Origin of the sequence: Erwinia sp. MMLR14_017 (assembly GCF_033657285.1) — a bacterium.
GTDB lineage: Bacteria > Pseudomonadota > Gammaproteobacteria > Enterobacterales > Enterobacteriaceae > Erwinia.
The window spans coordinates 247007-270231 of sequence record NZ_JAWVWP010000003.1 but is presented as its reverse complement, the minus strand read 5'-3'; the positions used below and the strand labels follow the sequence as shown (position 1 = coordinate 270231).

General features: G+C 54.9%; 20 protein-coding genes and 1 other RNA gene. 6 read left to right on the top strand and 15 right to left on the bottom strand.

Annotated elements, in window-relative coordinates:
- Nucleotides 1-28 precede the first annotated feature (28 nt).
- Complete coding sequence (locus SD961_RS06760; protein ID WP_318789630.1) at nt 29-1468, top strand: 6-phospho-beta-glucosidase; 1440 nt, start codon at nt 29-31, stop codon at nt 1466-1468.
- A 140-nt stretch (nt 1469-1608) separates the two neighbouring features.
- Here SD961_RS06760 and SD961_RS06755 read toward each other — a convergent pair whose 3' ends face one another.
- The 4 genes from SD961_RS06755 to gcvT all read right to left on the bottom strand — a co-directional run bounded on the left by SD961_RS06755 (nt 1609) and on the right by gcvT (nt 6869).
- Nucleotides 1609-2352 carry an SDR family oxidoreductase gene (locus SD961_RS06755; protein ID WP_318789629.1) on the bottom strand — a complete coding sequence of 248 codons (744 nt, stop codon included), beginning with the start codon at nt 2350-2352 and terminating at the stop codon, nt 1609-1611.
- Between the two features lie 61 nt (nt 2353-2413).
- Entirely contained in the window at nt 2414-5287 is a 2874-nt protein-coding gene (gene gcvP, locus SD961_RS06750; RefSeq protein ID WP_318789628.1) for an aminomethyl-transferring glycine dehydrogenase, read from the bottom strand.
- Nucleotides 5288-5358: 71 nt separating this feature from the next.
- Nucleotides 5359-5745, bottom strand: a complete 387-nt coding sequence (gene gcvH / locus SD961_RS06745; protein ID WP_318789626.1) for a glycine cleavage system protein GcvH — start codon at nt 5743-5745, stop codon at nt 5359-5361.
- A gap of 29 nt (nt 5746-5774) precedes the next feature.
- The gene (gcvT, locus tag SD961_RS06740) at nt 5775-6869 is read right to left on the bottom strand and encodes a glycine cleavage system aminomethyltransferase GcvT (protein WP_318789625.1); all 1095 of its coding nucleotides are present in this window, start codon (nt 6867-6869) and stop codon (nt 5775-5777) included.
- A 406-nt stretch (nt 6870-7275) separates the two neighbouring features.
- Here gcvT and SD961_RS06735 point away from each other — a divergent pair, with 406 nt between their 5' ends.
- Nucleotides 7276-8565, top strand: coding sequence for a hypothetical protein (locus SD961_RS06735; RefSeq protein WP_318789624.1), 1290 nt, complete (start codon nt 7276-7278; stop codon nt 8563-8565).
- Between the two features lie 28 nt (nt 8566-8593).
- On the opposite strand, the gene ubiI is transcribed toward SD961_RS06735, so the two are convergent.
- From ubiI to SD961_RS06715, 4 genes are read right to left on the bottom strand one after another with little or no spacing between them, the layout of a single operon-like run.
- Nucleotides 8594-9796, bottom strand: coding sequence for an FAD-dependent 2-octaprenylphenol hydroxylase (ubiI, locus tag SD961_RS06730; protein ID WP_318789623.1), 1203 nt, complete (start codon nt 9794-9796; stop codon nt 8594-8596).
- A 13-nt stretch (nt 9797-9809) separates the two neighbouring features.
- A complete protein-coding gene (gene ubiH / locus SD961_RS06725) occupies nt 9810-10988 on the bottom strand; it encodes a 2-octaprenyl-6-methoxyphenyl hydroxylase (protein WP_318789622.1) in 1179 nt (392 codons plus the stop codon).
- Complete coding sequence (pepP, locus tag SD961_RS06720) at nt 10988-12301, bottom strand: Xaa-Pro aminopeptidase (RefSeq protein ID WP_318789621.1); 1314 nt, start codon at nt 12299-12301, stop codon at nt 10988-10990. Before pepP ends, ubiH begins: the two co-directional genes overlap by 1 nt.
- A gap of 23 nt (nt 12302-12324) precedes the next feature.
- A complete protein-coding gene (locus SD961_RS06715; protein WP_306210721.1) occupies nt 12325-12903 on the bottom strand; it encodes a YecA family protein in 579 nt (192 codons plus the stop codon).
- Nucleotides 12904-13074: 171 nt separating this feature from the next.
- On the opposite strand from SD961_RS06715, the gene zapA reads away from it, so the two are divergent.
- From zapA to SD961_RS06700, 3 genes are all read left to right on the top strand, one after another.
- Nucleotides 13075-13404, top strand: a complete 330-nt coding sequence (gene zapA / locus SD961_RS06710) for a cell division protein ZapA (RefSeq protein WP_318789620.1) — start codon at nt 13075-13077, stop codon at nt 13402-13404.
- 42 nt (nt 13405-13446) lie between these two features.
- Nucleotides 13447-13630, top strand: a non-coding RNA gene (gene ssrS / locus SD961_RS06705) — 6S RNA.
- A 289-nt stretch (nt 13631-13919) separates the two neighbouring features.
- Nucleotides 13920-14507 carry a 5-formyltetrahydrofolate cyclo-ligase gene (locus SD961_RS06700; protein WP_318789619.1) on the top strand — a complete coding sequence of 196 codons (588 nt, stop codon included), beginning with the start codon at nt 13920-13922 and terminating at the stop codon, nt 14505-14507.
- Nucleotides 14508-14633: 126 nt separating this feature from the next.
- On the opposite strand, the gene serA is transcribed toward SD961_RS06700, so the two are convergent.
- Entirely contained in the window at nt 14634-15869 is a 1236-nt protein-coding gene (serA, locus tag SD961_RS06695) for a phosphoglycerate dehydrogenase (RefSeq protein WP_318789618.1), read from the bottom strand.
- 304 nt (nt 15870-16173) lie between these two features.
- Nucleotides 16174-16833 carry a ribose-5-phosphate isomerase RpiA gene (gene rpiA / locus SD961_RS06690; RefSeq protein ID WP_318789617.1) on the bottom strand — a complete coding sequence of 220 codons (660 nt, stop codon included), beginning with the start codon at nt 16831-16833 and terminating at the stop codon, nt 16174-16176.
- Between the two features lie 198 nt (nt 16834-17031).
- Here rpiA and SD961_RS06685 point away from each other — a divergent pair, with 198 nt between their 5' ends.
- Complete coding sequence (locus tag SD961_RS06685; RefSeq protein ID WP_318789616.1) at nt 17032-17928, top strand: LysR family transcriptional regulator ArgP; 897 nt, start codon at nt 17032-17034, stop codon at nt 17926-17928.
- 98 nt (nt 17929-18026) lie between these two features.
- Here the strand turns inward: SD961_RS06685 and SD961_RS06680 are convergent, their stop codons facing one another.
- The 5 genes from SD961_RS06680 to pgk form a co-directional block, all read right to left on the bottom strand.
- A complete protein-coding gene (locus tag SD961_RS06680; protein ID WP_318789615.1) occupies nt 18027-18752 on the bottom strand; it encodes an oxidative stress defense protein in 726 nt (241 codons plus the stop codon).
- 156 nt (nt 18753-18908) lie between these two features.
- Complete coding sequence (argO, locus tag SD961_RS06675; protein WP_318789614.1) at nt 18909-19529, bottom strand: arginine exporter ArgO; 621 nt, start codon at nt 19527-19529, stop codon at nt 18909-18911.
- A gap of 240 nt (nt 19530-19769) precedes the next feature.
- Nucleotides 19770-20675, bottom strand: coding sequence for a small-conductance mechanosensitive channel MscS (gene mscS, locus SD961_RS06670; protein ID WP_318789613.1), 906 nt, complete (start codon nt 20673-20675; stop codon nt 19770-19772).
- A gap of 181 nt (nt 20676-20856) precedes the next feature.
- Nucleotides 20857-21936: a class II fructose-bisphosphate aldolase gene (gene fbaA, locus SD961_RS06665; RefSeq protein ID WP_318789612.1), complete on the bottom strand. Its 1080-nt coding sequence runs from the start codon at nt 21934-21936 to the stop codon at nt 20857-20859.
- Nucleotides 21937-22030: 94 nt separating this feature from the next.
- Nucleotides 22031-23191: a phosphoglycerate kinase gene (gene pgk, locus SD961_RS06660; protein ID WP_318789611.1), complete on the bottom strand. Its 1161-nt coding sequence runs from the start codon at nt 23189-23191 to the stop codon at nt 22031-22033.
- Nucleotides 23192-23225: the final 34 nt, after the last annotated feature.

Genomic DNA, 23225 nt, shown 5'->3' with positions numbered 1-23225 from the left:
AGTTTAGTTAATCAGAAGGAGAGGATGAATGGGCAGAGATCAGCAGTTGCCAGCGGACTTTTTATGGGGCGGTGCCGTAGCCGCGCATCAGGTTGAAGGCGGTTGGGATCGGGATGGCAAAGGCATCAGTATTGCTGATGTTCTTTCCGGTGGCGCCCACGGCGTAGACAGGGTCATGACTGACGGCGTGCAGGAGGGCTTCAGTTACCCAAACCATCAGGCGGTGGAATTTTACTCCCACTACCAGCAGGATATTGCGCTGTTTGCGGAGATGGGATTTAAATGTTTCCGCACCTCCATTGCCTGGAGCCGTATTTTCCCCAACGGCGATGAGCAGGAGCCTAATGAAGCGGGCCTGCAGTTTTATGACGACCTGTTCGATGAGCTGCTAAAACACCATATCGAACCGGTCATCACGCTTTCTCATTTTGAGATGCCTTATCACCTGGTCAAAGCCTATGGCGGCTGGCTGAACCGCAAGGTGGTGGATTTCTTTGTACGCTTTAGCGAAGTGGTGCTGGCGCGCTATAAGCATAAAGTTAAGTACTGGATGACCTTTAACGAGATCAATAACCAGCGTAACTGGAAATATCCGCTCTTTGGCTACTGCTGCTCTGGCGTGGTGTTTACCGATCATGAAAAGCCTGAACAGGCGATGTATCAGGTGCTGCATCATCAGTTTGTCGCCAGCGCGAAAGTGGTCAAACTCGGGCATGAGATCAACCCCGAGATGCAGATTGGCTGCATGATTGCGATGGTGCCGCTCTATCCCTGGTCCTGCCATCCGGATGATGTGATGCTTGCCCAGGAAGCGATGCGCGAACGTTACCTGTTTAGTGATGTGCATATGCGTGGCTATTATCCTTCCTACATCGTTAACGAGTGGGTGCGCAAGGGTTACCAGATTGATATGCAGCAGGGCGATGCAGAGATCCTGCTTGAGGGATGCGCCGATTATATTGGCCTGAGCTATTACATGAGTAATGTCGTGCAGGCGAGCGCCAGAGGAACGGGAAGCGCGGTATCAGGGTTTGAGGGCAGCGTGCCTAATCCGCACGTTAAGGCTTCTGACTGGGGCTGGCAGATCGATCCCGTTGGGCTGCGATATTCGCTGGCAGCGCTCTATGAGCGCTATCAGAAACCGCTGTTTATTGTTGAAAACGGCTTCGGCGCTATTGATAAGCCGGAAGCTGACGGCCAGATTAACGATGACTACCGCATCGCCTATCTCAAAGCACATATTGAACAGATGAAGCTGGCTGTTTTTCACGATGGCGTTGAGCTGATGGGCTATACGCCCTGGGGCTGCATCGACTGCGTTTCGTTCACCACCGGTCAGTACAGCAAACGCTACGGCTTTATCCATGTTGATAAAAATGACGATGGCAGCGGCACATTGAAACGATCGAAAAAGAAGAGCTTTGCGTGGTATAAGCAGGTTATCACCAGCAACGGCGCAGAGCTGTAGCCTTATGTAAACCGCCAGAGTTTATTAACCCTGGCGGTATCGGGCGGTAATGCCAGTAAGCCAAAGCAGTGAATAAATTCTGATGGCAGCAAGCATTAGCGATACCCGGTCTCTTTCCCGGTGTTGCCTGACGTCTGTTGCTATCGCCCGCCCGCGGCATCAATAAAGGTACCGGTAATATAGGAAGCTTCGTCACTCAGCAGCCACAGAATAGCCTGAGCGATCTCTTCAGGCTGCCCGCCTCGCTGCATGGGTAAACCGGGAGCAACCCGATCCACTCTTCCGGGTTCGCCGCCATCGGCATGCATTTCCGTATAGATTAAGCCAGGGCGTACGCCATTCACTCTGATGCCCTGAGCTGCAACCTCCAGCGAAAGCCCTGTGGTCAGCGTATCCATCGCGCCTTTTGATGCCGCATAATCGACATATTCACCAGGCGCACCGAGCCGCGCTGCCGCTGAGGAGACGTTGACTATCGCGCCGCCCTCTCCACCGTGGTGGTGAGCCATTCTTTTTACCGCCTCACGACAGCAGATAAAACAGCCTGTCACATTAGTGGCAAAGACCCGATTGATCCGCTCAGCCGTCAGCTGCTCTACGCGGGTCTGCTGAAACAGGATACCCGCATTATTCACCAGGGCACGAAGCTGACCCGGCTGACGATCAATCTGTGCAAACATCGCCACAACCTGCTGCTCATCAGCAATATCAGCCTGAACGGCAAATGCCTTGCCACCCTGCTCTGTTATCAGCGCCACCACTTCTGCTGCCGCTGCGACATTCTGGCGATAATTTACCGCCACGTTGTATCCGCGTCGGGCCAGCAGTAAAGAAGTTTCCCGTCCTATTCCCCGGCTGCCACCGTTTACTAACGCAATCTTCATGGTTTTCTCCATAAAAAAAGGCACTTGCTGTGCCCTTTTTACTTTAGCCTGAAATGCCAGACTACTCGTATTCGCTCATCGGTACACAAGAACAGAAGAGGTTACGGTCGCCGTAAACATCATCAAGACGCTTCACGGTTGGCCAGTATTTGTTGTCACTGCCTGCCGGGAACACCGCCAGCTCGCGGCTGTAAGGATGGCTCCACTCGCCGACGATTTCCATCTGGGTATGGGGTGAGTTGACCAGCGGGTTGTCATCCACAGGCCACTCTCCATCCGCCACCCGATCGATTTCCATACGGATCGCCAGCATGGCATCAATAAAGCGGTCCAGCTCGATTTTGCTTTCAGATTCCGTTGGCTCAACCATCAGCGTTCCTGCAACCGGGAAGGACATGGTTGGCGCATGGAAACCGTAGTCGATCAGGCGCTTGGCAATATCCAGCTCGCTGATGCCGGTCTGCTCTTTCAGCGGACGAATATCCAGGATGCATTCATGCGCCACGCGGCCATCACGTCCGGTATAAAGGATGGGATAAGCTGATTTGAGACGAGTGGCAATGTAGTTGGCATTAAGGATAGCCACCGAGCTGGCCTGTTTCAGTCCTTCAGCCCCCATCATGCGGATATACATCCAGCTGATCGGCAGAATCGAAGCGCTGCCAAAAGGTGCGGCAGAAACTGCGCCATTCTGCGTCAGTACACCTTCAATCTGCACCACGCTGTGCCCCGGCACAAAAGGTGCAAGATGCGCTTTCACGCCGATAGGTCCCATGCCCGGACCACCGCCGCCATGCGGAATACAGAAGGTTTTATGCAGGTTGAGGTGAGACACATCCGCGCCGATATAACCTGGCGTGGTGATCCCAACCTGGGCATTCATGTTGGCACCGTCCAGGTAGACCTGACCGCCAAACTGATGAACGATCTGGCAAACTTCGCGGATAGTCTCTTCGTACACGCCGTGAGTAGAAGGATAGGTCACCATGATGCAGGAGAGCGCGTCGCCGGTCTGCTCCGCTTTCGCCCGCAGATCGGCCAGGTCGATATTGCCCTGCTTGTCACAGGCCACCACCACAACGGACATGCCAGCCATCTGAGCCGAGGCCGGGTTGGTACCGTGCGCTGAGCTTGGGATCAGACAGATATTACGCCCGCCTTCGTTGCGGCTTTCGTGATAGCGGCGGATCGCCAGCAGGCCAGCGTATTCACCCTGCGCGCCAGAGTTTGGCTGCATGCAGAGCGCGTCATAACCGGTCAGCTGCACCAGCCACTGGGAGAGCTGACCGATCATCTGCAGATAGCCCGTCGCCTGGTCTGCCGGGCAGAATGGATGCAGCTCAGAGAATTCCGGCCAGGTGATCGGGATCATCTCAGCCGCCGCATTCAGCTTCATGGTGCAGGAGCCGAGCGGGATCATCGCCTGATTCAGCGCCAGATCTTTACGCTCCAGGCTGTGCATGTAGCGCATCATCTCGGTTTCGCTGTGATGACGGTTAAATACCGGGTGCGTCAGAATCGCATCCTGGCGCAGCAGCGCAGCGGGCACGGAGGTGCTTTCTGTGGCAACGGCTGCATCCAGAGAGTCGATATCCAGCCCGTGGTTTTCACCCAGCAGGATAGAGAATAACGCCGTGATATCTTCCCGCAGCGTGGTTTCATCCAGGGTGATCCCTACCGCGTTATGGATATCGGTACGCAGGTTCACACCAAAGCTCAGCGCGCGATCCAGCACTGCGGCTTTATCAGCCACTTCGACGGTCAGCGTATCAAACCAGTGCTGGTGGCGCAGCGTCAGGCCGCCTTTCTGCAGACCAGCCGCCAGGATATCGGTGAGACGATGAATGCGGGAAGCTATGCGCTTCAGCCCCACCGGCCCGTGGAACACGGCGTAGAGGCTTGCGATATTGGCTAACAGCACCTGCGAGGTACAGATGTTGGAGTTCGCTTTTTCGCGGCGGATATGCTGCTCGCGGGTCTGCATAGCCATACGCAATGCGGTGTTGCCTGCCGCATCACGCGAAACGCCGATGATACGTCCCGGCATAGAGCGCTTATGCTCATCACGCGCTGCAAAGAAGGCTGCATGCGGGCCGCCGTAGCCCATAGGTACGCCGAAGCGCTGTGCCGAACCAAACACAATATCCGCGCCGATTTTGCCCGGTGCCTGCAGCAGCACCAGCGACATAAAGTCTGCCGCGACGCTGACAATGACCTTGCGGTTTTTCAGTTCGGCAATCAGATCGGTATAGTCGTGAGCTTCACCCGTGGTACCAACCTGTTGTAACAGAACGCCAAACACCTCCTGGTGGTCGAGTACCTTTTCTGCGCTGTCGACCAGCACTTCAAAACCAAAGGTTTCCGCACGGGTACGCACTACATCCAGCGTCTGCGGATGAATATCGTCCGCCACAAAGAAGCGGTTAGCGTTTTTCAGCTTGCTGACGCGTTTTGCCATCGCCATCGCTTCAGCCGCAGCGGTAGCTTCGTCCAGCAATGAGGCGGAGGCGATATCCAGCCCGGTGAGATCCAGCGTTACCTGCTGGAAGTTCAGCAGCGCTTCCAGACGGCCCTGCGAAACTTCTGGCTGATAAGGCGTATAGGCGGTGTACCAGCCCGGATTTTCCAGCATATTGCGCAGGATAACCGGCGGCGTCAGTACCGGGGTATAGCCCATGCCGATATAGGATTTATAGCGCAGATTCTGACTGGCAATCGCCTTCAGCTCCGCAAGCGCCTGATGCTCGGTCAGCGCATCCCCTACCGCAGGCGGGCTTGGTAGCTGGATATCGGCGGGCACAATAGACGCAATAAGGTCATGGAGTGAGCTGGCACCGGTAGCATTGAGCATCGCCGTTTGCTGCTCCTGCGACGGGCCAATATGGCGTTCGATAAACGCACCGGTGTGTTCAAGCTGGCTGAGAGTCTGAGTCATTAGCGGTAAATCCTGAATCGGGCAGGGTAAGCAGGACGGGACGGTTAAGACCGGCCCGCCCGCATAAGCAGTTATTCGTCGATGCTCTCTTTATAAGCATCCGCATCCAACAATCCATCCAGCTCAGCTTCATCGCTGGCTTTGATTTTGAACAGCCAGCCTTCGGCGTAAGGAGCGCTGTTAACCAGCTCCGGTTCGCTATCCAGCGCGCTGTTTACTGCAATAATTTCGCCGCTGACTGGCGCATAAATATCGGAAGCCGCTTTCACCGATTCGGCTACGGCGCAGTCATCGCCCTGGCTGTAGGTGTTGCCTACATCGGGGAGATCAACAAAAACCATGTCGCCCAGCAGTTCCTGCGCGTGCTCGGTAATGCCCACGGTATAAGTTCCGTCAGCTTCTTTGCGCACCCACTCGTGGCTGTCGCGGTATTTCAGTTCATTTGGGACATTGCTCATAGCCCTGCTCTCCTGAGAAGTTATCGTTATTAGGCGACGGGTTTTCCGGCGCGAACAAAAACAGGTTTGGTGACTTTTACCGGCATTTCCCGGTTACGGATCTGTACGATGGCCCGATCGCCAATGCCAGCAGGAACGCGTGCCAGGGCAATGCTGCAGCCTAAAGTTGGGGAGAAGGAACCGCTGGTGATGATCCCTTCCTGCAGATTGCCTTCGCTGTCGGTAAAGCGTACCGGCAATTCATTTCGCAGTACGCCTTTCTCCGTCATGATCAGGCCGACCAGCTGGTCAGCGCCCTTTTCACGCTGCGCTTCCAGCGCCTCACGCCCGATGAAATCACGATCTTCAGGCTGCCACGCTACGGTCCAGCCCATGTTGGCGGCCAGCGGAGAAACGCCTTCGTCCATCTCCTGACCATATAAATTCATACCGGCCTCCAGACGCAGCGTATCGCGTGCGCCCAGACCGGCGGGTTTAACGCCTGCCTGCAGCAGCTTCTGCCAGAACTCAGCGGCCTGTTCGTTCGGCAGGGCAATTTCGTAGCCCGCTTCACCGGTATAGCCGGTGGTGGCGATAAACAACTCACCCGCCTGCATGCCAAAGAAGGGCTTCATGCCAGCAACCGCTTCACGCTGCGCCTCATCAAACAGCGTCCGGGCTTTTTCCTGCGCCTGCGGCCCCTGCACGGCAATCAGCGCCAGGTCATCGCGCGGCGTCAGTTGCACACCGTAAGGTGCCGCGTGCTCTGAAATCCACGCCAGATCTTTTTCGCGGGTCGCCGAGTTGACCACCAGGCGGAAAAAGTCTTCGGTCATAAAGTAAACAATGAGATCGTCAATTACGCCAGCGGAGGCATTCAGCATTCCGCTATAAAGTGCTTTACCGGGCTGAGTGAGTTTGGCGACGTCGTTGGCGAGCAAATAGCGCAGGAACTCTCGCGTACGCGCACCGTTGAGATCGACAATAGTCATGTGCGAAACGTCGAACATGCCGGCATCAGTGCGCACGGCATGGTGCTCATCCATCTGCGAGCCGTAATGCAACGGCATCATCCAGCCGTGAAAATCGACCATACGCGCGCCTGCTGCCTGATGCTGTTCGAACAAGGGGGTTTGCTGAGTCATATCAATCCTGTAAGGCGATGAGTTGGATGCTCTGCCACGGCTTTGCGCCGTACGCAAACGATAACCTGGATCTGAAGTTACCACTGAATGCGGGCATTAACCATAAGTAAAACGGGGTCGAAAATTTCCGCTCCGCTCAGAACCAGCAGAGAGTTTCCAAAATTTTTCACCATAAATCTGTAAAGAAGCACGCAAAAATGACAATTAACGCCCTTGTGACCAGTTTAAAAATAGCGTTCCGGCAGAGAGACCAAAATAATTCGGTAAAATAAAAAGTCTTATGCATAAAAATAACTAATCTGAAAATCAGGGTGAAATTAGAATTTTTCAAATGAAGCTGTGCTAAAGGAACCCTTCATCCAAACTGAACACTTAACGTGACGATCTCTTTTCTGGTTTAAACGCTATGGATATTAAATCAACCTCGGTGAACGTCTTCCCGCTTCATCAGGCGGTGGAGCAGCACGACACCACGACTATCACTCAGCTAAGAGAGGAAGGACATAAGACTAACCAGCTTAATGAGGCCAACCTCTCACCTGTAGATCTGCTCTCCAGAAGACGATCTATCGATCAGACGCTGCGTGAAAAAATGCACGGTGCGCTGCTCTCGTCGATGAACCCCACAGCACCAAAAGGCTATACCAAACCTGAGGCGCTGCATGGCTCTCCCTGGGGGTTTGAGATCCTGGCATCGGGCGAACTGAGAGGCGGCGTCAATGATGCCAAAGGCGGGACGCAATCGCTGGAAGGAGAGGTCTTTTTTTCCGATCGCAGCCCAGAAAAGTTGTCTGAACGGGTTACCCGTAATAATTTCAGAAGCCACCCCCGCCTCTATTCTCACGGAAAAGGGATACACAGCAGTAACCCCGTGGCCCGGGCTTTTCAGCACCGTATGACTCAGGCTATCGGTGATTATCTGGCAAGTGGACGACCGCTGCCCTCCAGTGGCAATTCCCTGAAATTGCAGACGAACGCTGATCAACAGGTTAGTGAGATCGCCGCGCGCTGGTTACAGGATTTACTGACCAGCGCACGCAACAATGGGGCAAAAAAGTTTGAAAATGTGCAGGCAGAGGAGAGTGTCGCTTTACTGAAGTTTCCTGCGTCCATCACGATCAATTTTTCTGATAACCATCAACAGGTTTTTGACGGCCAGGCGCTGAAATCTCTGCTGGCGGATGCAGCAAAAACGCTGCAGCAACAACTTGAAGGGGGTAAAGCACCGTTGCTGGCGATGATCAATAAGGGTGAAATTGTTCCCATGGTATTTGGCTTCAGTAAGATTGACGATCTCAAAACGCACGCCATAAACGGCTCGCTGGGGGGTGAAGCGAAGCACTACCGCTATCAAAGTGAAAACCATCCTCTTGCCGGCTCGGCAAAAGGAGGGAAATTAAAGGAGATTGAACTCAATACCCTTCAGGATCTGGCAACCCTGAGCCTGACCTGTCTGGCAAAGGGAGTGAAAATCCCCGCCGATACCCTGATCCGGATTAATCCCAACAGGCGGGATAAAATGGATAGCGGCATGCGGGCGCACTACCTTGACCCACAGCAGTTGGGGCGGTTTCAGCAGCAACTGGCCACGTCATTGGGTGAAAAGGGAGTGACGTTAAGCCAGGCTACTCTGCCCGAACTGCAACAGATGAATCAGGAAATACGCGGCAAGGATCTTGCCGCGTGGGTGGCATAGCGGCATTCGCCGCAACGGCAGGCAAATATTACCGCAGCCACTCCGGCAGATCGTTCAGCCCCATGGCCTGTTTCAGCAGGCGGGGTTTTACGCCGGGCAGGTTATTGGCCAGGCTCAGGCCAACGTCACGCAGCAGCTTTTTCGCCGGGTTAGTGCCGCTGAACAGCTCCCGGAACCCCTGCATGCCCGCCAGCATCATGGCCGCGCTCTGTTTACGGCTGCGTTCGTAACGACGCAGGTAGAGATGCTGCCCGATGTCTTTACCCTGCTGTTGCAGGCGTTTCACCTCGCCTATCAGTTCCGCTGCGTCCATAAAGCCCAGGTTCACGCCCTGCCCCGCCAGCGGATGAATGGTATGCGCAGCATCGCCTACCAGCGCCAGGCGGTGCGCCGCGAAATTACGCGCATAGCGCCCCATCAGCGGGAACGTTTTACGCTCGCTCTCTACCTTACACAACCCCAGCCGCAAATCGAACGCCACGGAAAGCTGCTGATTGAAGACTTCGGCAGGCATTGACTGTAAACGGGTCGCTTCCTGCGGGGAAACGGACCAGACGATGGAACAGAGATCGGGTTCGTTCAGCGGTAAGAAAGCCAGGATACCGTCGCCATGGAAGACCTGACGCGCTACTGCCTCGTGAGGCTGCCCCGTGCGGATGTTGGCGACCAGCGCATGGTGATCGTAATCCCAGAAGGCCAGCGGAATATCAGCTTTATTACGCAGCCAGGAGTTTGCGCCATCGGCGGCCACCAGCAGCCGGGCACTCATCATGGTGCCATCCTTCAGGGTCACAAAGGCTTCGTTGTCACCAAAAGCGACCTGCTGAAGTTCAGCGGGAGCGATAAGCGTGACATTGCTGAGCTCGCTCGCTTTTTTCCACAAGGCGTGGTGAATAACCGGATTCTCGACGATATGCCCAAGATGCGCCAGGCCCTGCTGACCATCGTCAAAAGCAATGCGCCCGAAGCTGTCGCGGTCCCACACTTCCATGCCATGATAAGCGCTGGCGCGTGTTGCCAGGATGGTGGTCCAGACATCAAGATGCTGAAGCAGACGCTCGCTGGCCGCATTGATAGCAGAGACGCGCAGCGCGGGTTCTGCTGTGACGGTAAACTCTTTCTCTGGCTCGCGTTCCAGCACGGCGATTTTCAGCCCCGTGCCCTGCAGGCCACAGGCTACGGCGAGTCCAACCATACCGCCGCCCGCGACGATGAGATCATAAGTTTGCATTACTGCTTTCTCCTTAACGCTCGACCCAGCCTAACGTACGCTCGGCAAGCAAATTCCGCACTGGCGGCAGCGCGTCCATGACCATCAGGCCAAGAGTGCGTCCTGCCACCAGCGGTGTATAGCGGTTAGCAAACAGCCTGACCAGCGTGTCGGTAATGCCAATGGTGGCGGCTGCATCCGGCTGGCGGCGCTGCTGATAACGCTGCAACGTGGCGTAACTCCCCACATCCTCGCCGGCGCGCCAGGCCGCAGCCACGGTTTCTGCGAGAGACATCACATCCCTGAGGCCCAGATTGAATCCCTGACCAGCAATAGGGTGCAGCGTTTGTGCCGCATTGCCCACCAGCGCCAGCCGGTGAGAGACGTGCTGAGAAGCGGCCTGCAACTGAAGCGGATAGCTGTGGCGCTGCCCGACCTGAGTGATACGGCCCAGCCGCCAGCCGAACGCTTTCTGCAGCTCCGCCCTGAACTGGCTGTCGCTCCAGCTATCAACGGTGGCCTTCTCCTGCAGCGGATGGCACCAGACCAGTGAACTTCTTCCTGCCGACATCGGTAACAAGGCCAGCGGACCGTGCTCGGTAAAACGCTCAAAGGCGCGTCCACCGTGCGGCTGCTGTGTGGAAACGTTGGCGATAACCGCCATCTGCTGATAATCGTGCGACTGCCACTGTACGCCACAGGAGGCTGCTACGGCAGAACCTGAACCATCTGCGGCTACCAGCAGCTGAGCTTCCAGAGTTTCGCCATTGCTCAGCGTTACGCTGGTGCTCTGCTGGCTGCGCGCCACCTGAGTGACTTTAGCCGGGCAGCAAACCCGCACGCCGGGCGCTTTCTCCAGCAGGCTGAACAGACGCTGCCCGACATCATGCAGCTCCACCACCTGCCCCAGCGCAGAGATGCCGTGTTCAGCCGCAGCCAGCGAAACAAAGCTGGCATGTCCGCGATCGCTGACGTGTACGTGGGTGATTGCCGTGGCGCAGGAGGAGAGAGACGGCCACAGATTAATGGCGGCCAGCTGCTGGCAGGTTCCTTCAGCCAGCGCAATCGCCCGGCCATCAAAGCCGGGATGCGTCCGGCTGGCTGGCGCAGTGGCTTCCACCAGCGTGACCGGTACTTTTCCCTGCGTGAGATGAGAAACAGCCAGCGCCAGCGTGGCGCCAGCCATTCCTCCGCCTGCAATTACAATGCTCATTACGCCTTCGCTGCCGCCATCAGTGCTTCAATCTCATCCGCCTCTTTTACCACGCTGTCGGTCAGATTTTCATTGCCGTCGGCGGTGATAATGATGTCATCTTCAACGCGGATACCTATACCGCGGTACTCTGCCGGTACATCTGCATCCGGAGCGATATAGAGGCCCGGTTCAACAGTGATAACCATACCTGGCTCCAGCACGCGGTCACGATCGTGACCGTAATAGCCTACGTCGTGAACGTCCAGCCCCAGCCAGTGGCTCAGCCCGTGCATAAAGAACTGGCGATGCGCCTGCTCTTCAATCAGCGTCTCTACTTCACCTTTCATCACGCCCAGCTTCACCAGCCCGGTGACCATAATGCGAACCACTTCCGCATTCACTTCGCGGATGCTGGTGCCAGGGCGAAACAATTTGAGCGCTGTGTTCAGCGACTCGAGAACAATGTCATAAATAGCGCGCTGAGGCGCCGTAAACTTACCGCTGACCGGGAAAGTTCGCGTGATATCACCCGCGTAGCCCTGTAGCTCACAGCCTGCATCAATCAGCACCAGATCGCCCTCGCCCATCTGGCTCTCGTTCTCGGTGTAATGCAGAATGCAGCCGTTTTCGCCTGCGCCAACGATGGTGTTGTAGGAAGGATAGCGCGCGCCATGGCGGGTAAATTCGTGATGGATCTCCCCTTCCAGCTGATATTCGAACATGCCGGGACGGCACTGCTGCATAGCGCGGGTATGCGCCAGCGCGCTGATACGCCCCGCTTCGCGCAGGAGAGCCTGCTCTTCCGGTGACTTGAACAGGCGCATTTCATGGACGATGGGACGCCAGTCGGTAACCGAGGCGGGCGCTTTCAGGTTCTGGCGAGAACCTGCCCGCAGTTTTTCCAGAGCGGCAAACAGCAGCGCATCGGCTTCGGCGTACAGCCCCTGCGCATGATAAACGCCATCCAGTCCGTTCAACAGTTGCGGCAGCTGCTCAGCAATATCGCCAAAAGGTAACGCGCGGTCTACAGCAAGCTTTTCCGGAGCGGCATCCTGCCCAAGACGGCGACCAAACCAGATTTCTGCCGTCAGGTCACGCACGCGGTTAAACAGCACGCTGTGATTATGGCTCTCGTCGCTTTTGATCAGCACCAGTACCGCTTCAGGCTCGTTGAAGCCGGTGAAATACCAGAAATCGCTGTTCTGACGGTATGGGTATTCGCTGTCGTTGCTGCGCGTGGCTTCCGGGGCGGCAAAGATCACCGCCGCCGTGGCCGGGGCCATTTTGCTCAGCAGCGCCTGCCGACGACGTAAGAATTCTTGCTGGGTCATCCCTCTCTCCTGATATTGCCCGCTTAGTGCAGGGTCGGTTTTTTCACTTCTACAGCCGTGGGCACAATGTGGGTGAAGGTATCATGGCAGAGCAGCGCCGCAACGCGAACGTACTCAATCACCTCTTCCAGCGACTGCTCCAGCTCTTCCTGATCTTCATCTTCATCGTAGCCCAACTGCGCAATAGTTCGCAGATCGTCGATCGCTTCGCCCGTCTCGCCTTTCACCTTGTCGAGCTTGGGTTGAGAGACACCCAGGCCAAGCAGGAAATGGTTCACCCAACCCGCTAAGGCATCAGCGCGATCGAACACGCTGATATCTTCATCATCCGGCAGATAAAGCTGGAACAGGAAACCCTCTTCCTCAAGCGTGTTGCCGATGGCTTCATGCAGCTGCTGCAGCGGCAAAGCCAGCGACTGGGAGAAAGCCATGCCTTCATTGGTCAGCTCATGGACCAGCGTTTGCCAACCGCTCTCTTTCGTGCCGCCACAGATCATTCCGCTGAGTAAGCCGTGCATTTCGGCAGGTGTCATCCCTACGCCCTGCTGCGTCAGTGCTGAAGCCAGCGCATCATAGCCCGGCATTGTGTTTGATAGTGACATACGTTTTGGTCATCGTTGGCTGGATAAGTTCGTGTTATGCTACCACCAGGTGCCTCAACGATTCCAGAAAAGGGGTTGTTTCTTCTATAAGGCGTAGTTATAGTCGCCTACCCTCCCAACCCATTGAGGGGCGGGGAGATTGGCGGTAGAGTAATCAGTCAGGATGGTGGCATGTCTGCACAACCGGTAGATATTCAAATTTTTGGCCGTTCGTTACGAGTAAATTGTCCGCCAGAACAGCAAGATGCGCTGAACATGGCTGCTGAAGATCTCAATCAACGGTTGCAAGATTTAAAAGTTCGCACTAGAGTCACAAATACCGAGCAGCTGGTTTTTATCGCTGCCCTGAACATCTGCCATGAGCTGGCTGCGGAAAAAGTCAAAACCCGCGACTACGCCAGTAACATGGAGCAGCGTATCCGGATGCTGCAGCAGACCATTGAACAGGCATTGCTTGAACAGGGTCGTATTACAGAAAGAACCGGAAGCAAGTTCGAATAACACCTCATCGTTATTCATGCTAGAGTAACGGTGAAGTAAAAAAATTCTCTGAGATGTTTGCAAGCGGGCCAGTCCCCTGAGCCGATATTTAATACCAACAGAGTCTGACGCTCTGTAACCTGTGTGCAAGCTCGGTTCGTCCGAGAAGCCTGATGGTTACGACGGCAGTCTCACCTTGAACCAAGGGTTCAAGGGTTACAGCCTGCGGCGGCATCTCGGAGATTCCTCATTCAGTTCCATCCCAGCCGCGCTCACTCCACATAGTCATGTTTTCTCCGGTAAAATATCTCTTTTCAACATGATTTTTCTCTTTAACAAAGCGCCTCTCTTTTGCTGCGTCTGTTCGCACAAGAATTTCTCTCTGTCTGGTGCTTCCTGATTTCCTGTAAACAGGCTTTGCCCACTAAAATTCACTGCTGATTTTAGCCAGTCGCGACTGACAGGCTCGTACTCCAGTCTGAGCTGTGGCACCCTTCTCTGTAACCTCTATTAGCCAGCCTGACCCTGGGGAATGTATGAGCCTCAATCTTTTTGACCGACAGGATATCCGTACCCATGTGCGCCATCTGCGGCGTGCGCTGACGCCAGAGCAGCAGCAGATGGCTGCGGTGCAGGCCGCCGAACGGGCGCTGAATTTCGCACCGCTGCAGCAAGCAAAAAAAATCGCCCTGTTTCTCTCTTTTGATGGCGAGCTGAGTACCCGGCCGCTGATTGCCAAACTCTGGCAGCACAAGCAGCAGGTCTATTTGCCGGTGCTTCACCCCTTTTCTGCCGGACAGCTTCTTTTTATGCGCTACGAGCCCACTACCCTACTGACGCCAAATCGCCTGAACATTCCTGAGCCGCCGCTGGATATACGCCATCTGGCAACGCTGGACGAGCTGGATCTGGTGATGGTGCCGCTGGTGGCCTTTGACCGGCAGGGACAGCGTCTGGGAATGGGCGGCGGATTTTATGACAGAACGCTGCAAAACTGGCAGCAGCACGGCTTTCTGCCGGTGGGTCTGGCGCATGACTGCCAGCAGGTCGATAAGTTGCCGGTGGCTGAGTGGGATGTGCCGCTGCCAGCAATAATTACGCCTTCGCATATCTGGCAATGGTAAGCAGATAAAACAAAGCCCCGGCAGAAAATCTGTCGGGGCTTTACGGGCTGGCGCCAGCATGCGGATAAAGCGGCTATATCAGCCGGACAGTCAGAAAGTCAGATTCACTTTCTGCCTCTTTTAAGCTCAGAACAGCAGGCGGGCGCGAATAGTTCCCGGGATCGCTTTCATCAGCTGCAGCGCGGTGTTGGCAACATCCTGCGGCGCGTCGATATCAATTACCACATACCCCATTTGCGGGGTTGTCTGCAGGTACTGGGCGGCGATGTTGATGCCCTGACCAGCAAAGATGTTGTTGATAGCCGTCAGCACGCCAGGGCGGTTCTCGTGGATATGCAGCAGGCGGCTCTGGTCGCCATGCATCGGCAGAGAAACTTCCGGGAAGTTAACGGCAGAGAGCGTAGAGCCGTTATCGGAATATTTCGCCAGCTTACCGGCAACTTCAATCCCGATATTCTCCTGCGCTTCCTGCGTTGATCCACCAATGTGCGGCGTCAGGATCACGTTATCAAACTCACACAGCGGCGAGTTGAATGGATCGCTGTTGGTTGCTGGTTCTTCCGGGAAAACGTCAATCGCTGCGCCAGCAAGGTGCTTGTCTGCCAGCACTTTGCACAGCGCAGGGATATCCACCACGGTGCCGCGAGAGGCGTTGATCAGCAGCGCACCCGGCTTCATCATCGCCAGCTCCTCTGCGCCCATCATGTTCTGCGTGGAGAGCGTTTCCGGCACGTGCAGGCTGACCACATCGCTCATGTTAAGCAGATCGGAGAGATGGCGAACCTGGGTGGCATTACCCAGCGGCAGCTTGTTCTCAATATCATAGAAGAACACGTGCATACCCAGGCTTTCTGCCAGCACGCCCAGCTGCATGCCGATATGGCCGTAACCAATAATCCCCAGCTTTTTGCCACGGGCTTCGTAAGATCCTACCGCCAGTTTGTTCCAGATGCCGCGGTGGGCTTTGGCATTGGCTGCCGGCACGCCGCGCAGCATCAACAGCAGCTCGCCGATAACCAGCTCTGCTACGGATCGGGTATTGGAGAATGGCGCGTTGAATACCGGCACGCCGCGCTTAGCGGCGGCATTCAGGTCAACCTGATTGGTGCCGATACAGAAGCAGCCTACCGCCACCAGTTTTTCCGCCGCGGCGAAAATCTCTTCAGTGAGGTTGGTACGCGAACGGATACCGATGAAATGCGCATCGCGGATCGACTCTTTCAGCGCTTCGCTGTCCAGCGCACCTTTGTGAAATTCAATGTTGGTGTACCCTGATGCGCGCAGGTTTTCCACCGCGCTCTGGTGAACGCCTTCCACCAGCAGGAACTTAATCTTGTCTTTCTCCAGTGATACTTTTGCCATTTCCCGACCCTATTTAGCAGACTTCAGATGTGCCAGCTTACCCCTGTCTTAACCCGGGTATAAGTTAGCCTTCTGTCAAAATATCAAATTTTCGCCCTGCGGCAATACAAACGATTGCCTGCACGGTAGCATGGCGACGGGGAGCGGCAGCACATTTCGGCAGATAATCATGGCGCGCGCGGCAGGATCAGCAGGATTACCCTGCGGGGGTCTGTTATGTGACATAAGTCACCAAATTTCACTCTGCTCATAAAAGATGTTTTTTTAGCTGGAATCACCCGACGCCGCTCCGGCGCCGGTAAGATCATTTTTGTATGGTCTTAACACCATTGGCCGTGCCGATCAGGGCAACATCCGCTGAACGCGCCGCAAACAGCCCTACCGTCACCACGCCAGGCAGCGCATTGATGGCCATTTCCAGCGCAGCCGCATCAAGGATCTTCAGATTATGCACGTCGAGGATGATATTGCCGTTATCGGTCAGCACATGCTGTCGGTATTCCGGCAGGCCGCCCAGCTTGACCAGTTCTCTCGCTACATAGCTGCGCGCCATAGGGATCACTTCCACCGGCAGCGGAAAACGGCCCAGCACATCTACCTGCTTGGATTCATCTGCGATGCAGACAAACTTATCCGCAACGGCAGAGATAATTTTTTCCCGCGTTAAAGCTGCGCCGCCGCCTTTGATCATCTGCATCATGCCGTTGATTTCATCCGCGCCATCAACATAGACAGAGAGAGAATCAACCTCATTAAGGTCGAAGACCGGAATACCCAGCGCTTTCAGCTTTTCGGTAGAGGCCTCTGAGCTGGAGACTGCCCCCTCAATCTGATGCCGGATAGAGCCTAATGCATCGATAAAGTGCGCGGCAGTGGAACCCGTTCCTACGCCAACAATGGTGCCTGGCGAGACATAATCCAGCGCGGCCCAGCCAACGGCCTTTTTCAGTTCATCCTGTGTCATGGTCAGTTTCAATTCCGATGGGCTTAAGTGTGGCGCCAGTATAAAACAACCTGGTCAGAAATCACCGCCTTCAGGCGGCATTTGTTGGCAGTTTGGAAGCCGGCCCACAAAGCGATAAAGTGATTATTGCCCTGGGGGAAAATGGCAAATTTATGGCATAGTGCAGTTTCCACACCTGAAAGAGAGTTTATACCCACAATGAAACGCCCGGATTATCGAACGCTTCAGGCGCTGGATGCCGTCATTCGCGAGCGCGGCTTTGAGCGCGCAGCACAAAAGCTTTGTATCACTCAGTCGGCTGTTTCCCAGCGAATTAAACAGCTGGAAAATATGTTTGGTCAGCCGCTGCTGGTGCGCACCGTGCCGCCGCGCCCCACTGAGCAGGGGCAAAAGCTGCTGGCGCTGCTGCACCAGGTCGAGCTGCTGGAGGAGCAGTGGCTGGGTGATGAAAACGGCGGAACCACGCCTCTGCTGCTCTCGCTGGCGGTTAACGCCGACAGTCTGGCAACCTGGCTGCTCCCGGCGCTGAAAACCGTGTTAACGGACTCGCCGGTCCGCCTGAATTTGCAGGTAGAGGATGAGAGCCGTACTCAGGAGCGCCTGCGTCGCGGGGAAGTGGTTGGGGCAGTGAGTATCCAGCCGCAGCCGCTGCCAAGCTGTCTGGTTGATCAGCTCGGCGCGCTGGATTACCTGTTTGTCGGCTCGAAAGAGTTCGCCGCACGCTATTTTCCCAACGGCGTAACCCGCTCGGCCCTGCTGAAAGCGCCTGCGGTGGCGTTTGACCATCTGGATGATATGCATCAGGCGTTTTTGCAGCAGAACTTTGACCTGTCGCCAGGCAGCGTGCCCTGCCACATCGTCAACTCTTCTGAAGCCTTTGTGCAGCTGGCGCGGCAGGGAACCACTTGCTGTATGATCCCGCATCTGCAGATAGAACGTGAGCTGGCCGAGGGCGAGCTGATTGACTTAACGCCAGGGCTGTTCCAGCGGCGGATGCTCTACTGGCACCGCTTCGCCCCGGAAAGCCGCCTGATGCGTAAAGTAACCGATGCGTTGATTGGCCACGGCCATCGCGTTCTGCGTCAGAGCGCATAACCAGCAAAAAGGCCTCCCGAAGGAGGCCCTGAAGTTGCTATCGGCTCATGCTGAAACAGCCAGCATGGGCCGACAGCAAAAACGTTATCCGTTACTTATTACTGGCCGCGCTGCAGCTCAAAAACAACGTCTACCTGATCGTCAAAGTGAATGCTCTGCTTCTCATAGGTTTGTGCGGCTGAAGTCATTGGCGCCGCGTCAGCCATCTTATACATTCTGGCCACCGGCATCGGCTGATAGTTAGCAACGTGATAACGGATGCTGTAAACCGCTCCCAGCTTGGCGTTAAACCCTTTTGCCAGCTCGCCCGCCTGCTGCGTGGCGTCATCTATAGCCGCCTGTCGCGCTTTATTACGATACTGGTCAGGATTTGCCACGCCCAGTTCAACAGAACGGATTTCGTTGAGGCCCGATTTCAGTGCGCCGTCCAGTAGCTCATTCAGCTTGTCCAGCTGGCGAAGCGTTACCTGCACCTGACGCACCGCGCGATACCCTTTCAGAACCGCTTTACCCTCTTTGGTGTAGTCGTATTCAGGTTGGGTACGCAGGTTTGCGGCATCGATATCTTTTTTCTCAATCCCGTTCTTATTCAGGAAATCAAAATATTGCGCGACGCGTTCGTCCGCCTGTTTTTTGGCGTCAGCGGCATCTTTAGCGGTGATGCTGACTTCGATAGCCAGCGTGGCGATATCCGGCGTGGCGTCAACGCTGGACTGGCCGGAGGTAACAACGTGTGGGCCGTTTGGCAGTTCATCTGCCAGGGCGAGTGCGGGTACTGTTCCAAGTCCAATTAGTGCGGCCAGAGCCAATTTGGTAAGCTTCACTGGGTTCCTCCGTGGGGGGCTTTCAGTCATATCCGGGAGCCAACTGGCGATGAAAAAAGGCTCACCGCCAGAGAATTGTGCCGTTAAAACGCAACAGGCTATGTTATTGCGTTTTCAGGTATCAGGCTATGACCTTAATTCCTGGAGTGAGTTCCCTCAAGCCCAGCCTACCGCCTGCAGCGCCAGCTTAAGCGCAATGCCCCACATCATCACGCCGACTAAAGCGTTAATTACCCGCTGCGCTTTCGCGGTATTGAGCACAGGTGACAGCCAGGCGGCCAGCGAGGCGAGACCAAAGAACCACAGCAATGAGGCGCTGGCCGCCCCCAGGGCGAACCAGCTTCGCGCCTCTGCTGGTAGCTGTCCGCCAAGACTGCCAAGCACGACAAAGGTGTCGATATAAACGTGAGGATTAAGCCAGGTCACCGCCATCATGGTGGCGAAAATTCGCCAACGGCTCTGCTTCATTGCCGCTGATGAGGCGAGATCGACTTCTCCGCTAAAAGCGGTGCGAAGGGCTCCCCAGCCATACCAGACTAAAAATGCCACGCCGCCCCAGGTAACAAGATTCAGCAGTAACGGCGACTGAGTCAGCAAGGCGCTACCGCCAAAGACCCCGGCACAAATCAGCACAATATCGCTCAAAGTACAGAGTCCGGCAGTCATCAAATGATACTGACGACGGACGCCCTGATTCAGCACCAGCGCATTCTGTGGCCCCAAAGGGAGAATGAGCGCAGCGCCCAGCGCCATGCCCTGAAAGAAAACAGATAACACAAAAATTCCTCAGCCAGATTATTTCAGCCGAGTGTATAAGGGAGAATTCATTAGAGGAAATGGAAAAATCTTATGCTATATCAGTTTAGCTAATACCAGCGATCTGAATAAGGCGAACCGGAGTTCGCCTTTTTAGCGCAGTAAATTCAGTGATCTGCGGCCATATATTGTTATAGGAAGCAGCCTGGCCAGGCCGTGGTGAAATTGCGCCACACCTTAGTCATCCCTGCCCCCTGAAATTTACTCCGGCTTTGGCAAGGTCTGTATCACCCGTGGCGCTGCGTCACTCTGCTGTGCTTCAGAAGTTTTAACCTGATGCAGGTGAACATCCATCTGCGGATAAGGGATACCAATATTGTGCGCGTCCAGCGTACGTTTGAAGTTCTTCATCAGGTCCCAGTAAACATTCTGCAGATCGCCCGCGTTGCTCCAGCAGCGCACAACAAAGTTCAGGGAAGAGGCAGCCAATTCTTGCAGGCCAATCTGCACGCCCATATCTTTCAGCACACGTGGCTCGGCATCCACCACTTCCTGCAGCAGTTGAATAACCTGGTCCACATCGGCATCGTAAGCCACGCCAATGATGAACTCGTTACGGCGAACCGGCTCCCGGGAGAAGTTAACAATATTGCCCGCGATAATTTTCCCGTTAGGCACCACCACGATTTTTCCGTCGGCGGTTTTCAGCGTGGTAGAGAAAATTTGCACGTTCTGCACGGTTCCCATCACGCCAATGTCAATAAACTCGCCAGTACGGAAAGGACGGAAGGTGACCAACAGCACACCCGCCGCCAGGTTTGCCAGCGATCCCTGCAAGGCCAGACCAATAGCTAAACCTGCCGCACCCAGTACGGCAATAACGGAGGCGGTCTGAACCCCTACCCGACCCAGCGCGGCAATCAGAGTGAAAGCAATAATGCCGTAGCGTACCAGCGCGGAGAGAAAATCAGCAACCGTGGCATCAATATGACGTGCCCGCAGGACTTTATTCAGCATGTTAGAGATGATGCGCGCGACGATCATCCCGATGATGATAATTACGACGGCCGCGACGATGTTGACAGCATAGCTCAACAGCAACGCCTGGTTGCGCACCAGCCAGCCACCAGCGCTGTTGATACCATGTACCACGTTAAGATCTTCCATTTCGTTATCCTGTTGTTGTTCTCAATGGGGTGATATCGCCAGAAGAAACTGACAGCCCAAATGCAAAGGGTAACTAAAAATAGTCTGTTCTGCCAAATAAGCAGTCAAATTAACAATTTGTTACCCGCTTCAGGCATAAAAAAGGCCCCATAAAGGGGCCTTTTCGGCTTAGTCAGGTGACTTACAGAACGTCAACGTCGTTGAGTTCTTTGAAAGCCTGCTCCAGTCGCACGATCATTGAGGACTGGGATGCGCGAAGCCAGACGCGCGGATCGTAGTATTTTTTGTTTGGCTTATCTGCGCCTTCCGGGTTACCCAGCTGAGCCTGCAGGTAGCCTTCGTTCTTTTTGTAGTACTGCAGGATACCGTCCCAGGTTGCCCATTGGGTGTCGGTATCGATGTTCATTTTAATCACGCCGTAGCCGATAGATTCTTCAATCTCAGCCGCTGATGAACCTGAACCGCCGTGGAAGACGAAATCCAGAGAATTATGTGGCAGGTTGTGTTTCTTGCTCACATAGTCCTGAGAATCACGCAGGATGGTTGGGGTCAGCTTAACGTTACCTGGCTTGTACACACCGTGTACGTTACCGAAGGAGGCCGCAATGGTGAAGCGTGGGCTGATAGCGTTCAGTTTAGTGTAAGCGTAATCAACATCTTCTGGCTGCGTATAGAGGGCAGAAGCGTCCATGTGGCTGTTATCCACACCATCTTCTTCACCGCCGGTGCAACCCAGTTCGATTTCCAGCGTCATATCAATCCTGGCCATACGCGCCAGATACTTGCTGCAGATTTCGATGTTCTCTTCCAGCGGCTCTTCAGAAAGGTCGATCATGTGGGAAGAGAAGAGTGGCTTACCGGTTTTCTCGAAGTGTGCTTCACCCGCATCCAGCAGACCGTCGATCCACGGTAGCAGTTTCTTGGCGCAATGGTCGGTATGCAGAATAACCGGCACGCCATACTGTTCAGCCATCAGGTGCACGTGGTGTGCGCCAGAGATTGCGCCCAGGATAGCCGCAGCCTGCGGCTTGTCAGATTTCAGGCCTTTACCGGCGATGAAACCAGCGCCACCGTTAGAGAACTGGATGATGACCGGAGCTTTAACTTTAGCAGCGGTTTCCAGTACGGCATTGATAGAGTCAGTGCCCACGCAGTTAACGGCTGGCAGAGCGAATTTGTTCTCTTTCGCTACTTTAAAGACTTTCTGCACGTCGTCGCCGGTGACAACGCCTGGTTTTACGAAATCAAAAATTTTAGACATGTTTTTTGTCCTGTTTCGTCGGTCGTATTAAGAGATTTGGCGCCCGATTGCCGGGCAAATCAGTCCGGCGGGAGACGCGCTCCCGCCCCAGAGATTACTGTTTCGCACGCTCTTCAAGCATGGCGACTGCTGGCAGTTTTTTGCCTTCCACGAACTCCAGGAAAGCACCGCCGCCGGTAGAGATATAGGAGATTTTATCTTCGATACCGAACAGATCGATGGCTGCCAGCGTATCACCGCCTCCGGCGATAGAGAATGCGTCACTCTCTGCAATCGCCTTAGCTACAATTTCCGTTCCTTTACGGAAGTTCGGGAATTCGAACACGCCAACCGGGCCATTCCACAGAATAGTTTTGGCTTCTTTCAACAGTTTAGCCATCGCCAGCGCGGTTTCGTCACCGAAGTCCATGATCTCTTCGTTATCTTTGACTTCATTCACTTTCTTGACGGTGGCAGGGGCAGTTTCAGAGAATTCTGTACCTACGCGGGAGTCGGTCGGAACCGGGATTTTGAATTCATCACGCAGTTTTTTCGCCGCTTCAACAAAATCTGGCTCGTACAGAGATTTACCGACGTTGTTATCAATAGCCACGAAGGTGTTGGCGATACCGCCGCCCACAATCACGGTATCCGCAATTTTCACCAGCGAGTTCAGCACGTCAAACTTGGTGGAAACTTTAGAACCGCCGACCACAGCAACCATTGGGCGAGCCGGGCTTTTCAGCGCCTTGCCCAGGGCTTCCAGTTCGTCAGCCAGCAGCGGGCCTGCACAGGCAACCGGAGCAAATTTGCCGACGCCGTGAGTGGAAGCCTGCGCGCGGTGAGCGGTACCAAAGGCATCCATCACGTAGATGTCGCACAGGGCAGCATATTTTTTAGAGAGGGCTTCGTCGTCTTTCTTTTCGCCTTTGTTGAAGCGAACGTTTTCCAGAACGACCAGTTCACCTTCGGCAATCTCTACGCCATCAAGGTAATCTTTCGCCAGGCGAACAGGAGAAGAGAGTTTGTCTTTCAGATAATTAACAACGGGCAGGAGAGAAAACTCCTCGTTGTATTCACCTTCAGTTGGGCGACCAAGATGGGAAGTTACCATCACTTTTGCGCCCTGCTTCAGCGCCGCTTCGATGGTCGGCAATGAAGCACGGATACGTGCATCAGACGTCACTTTCCCTTCTTTTACCGGCACGTTCAAATCAGAACGGATAAGTACGCGTTTGCCAGCAAGATCCAGATCGGTCATCTTAATTACAGACATGGTGAATCCTCTCGTTGATTCTCTAAGTTTTGAC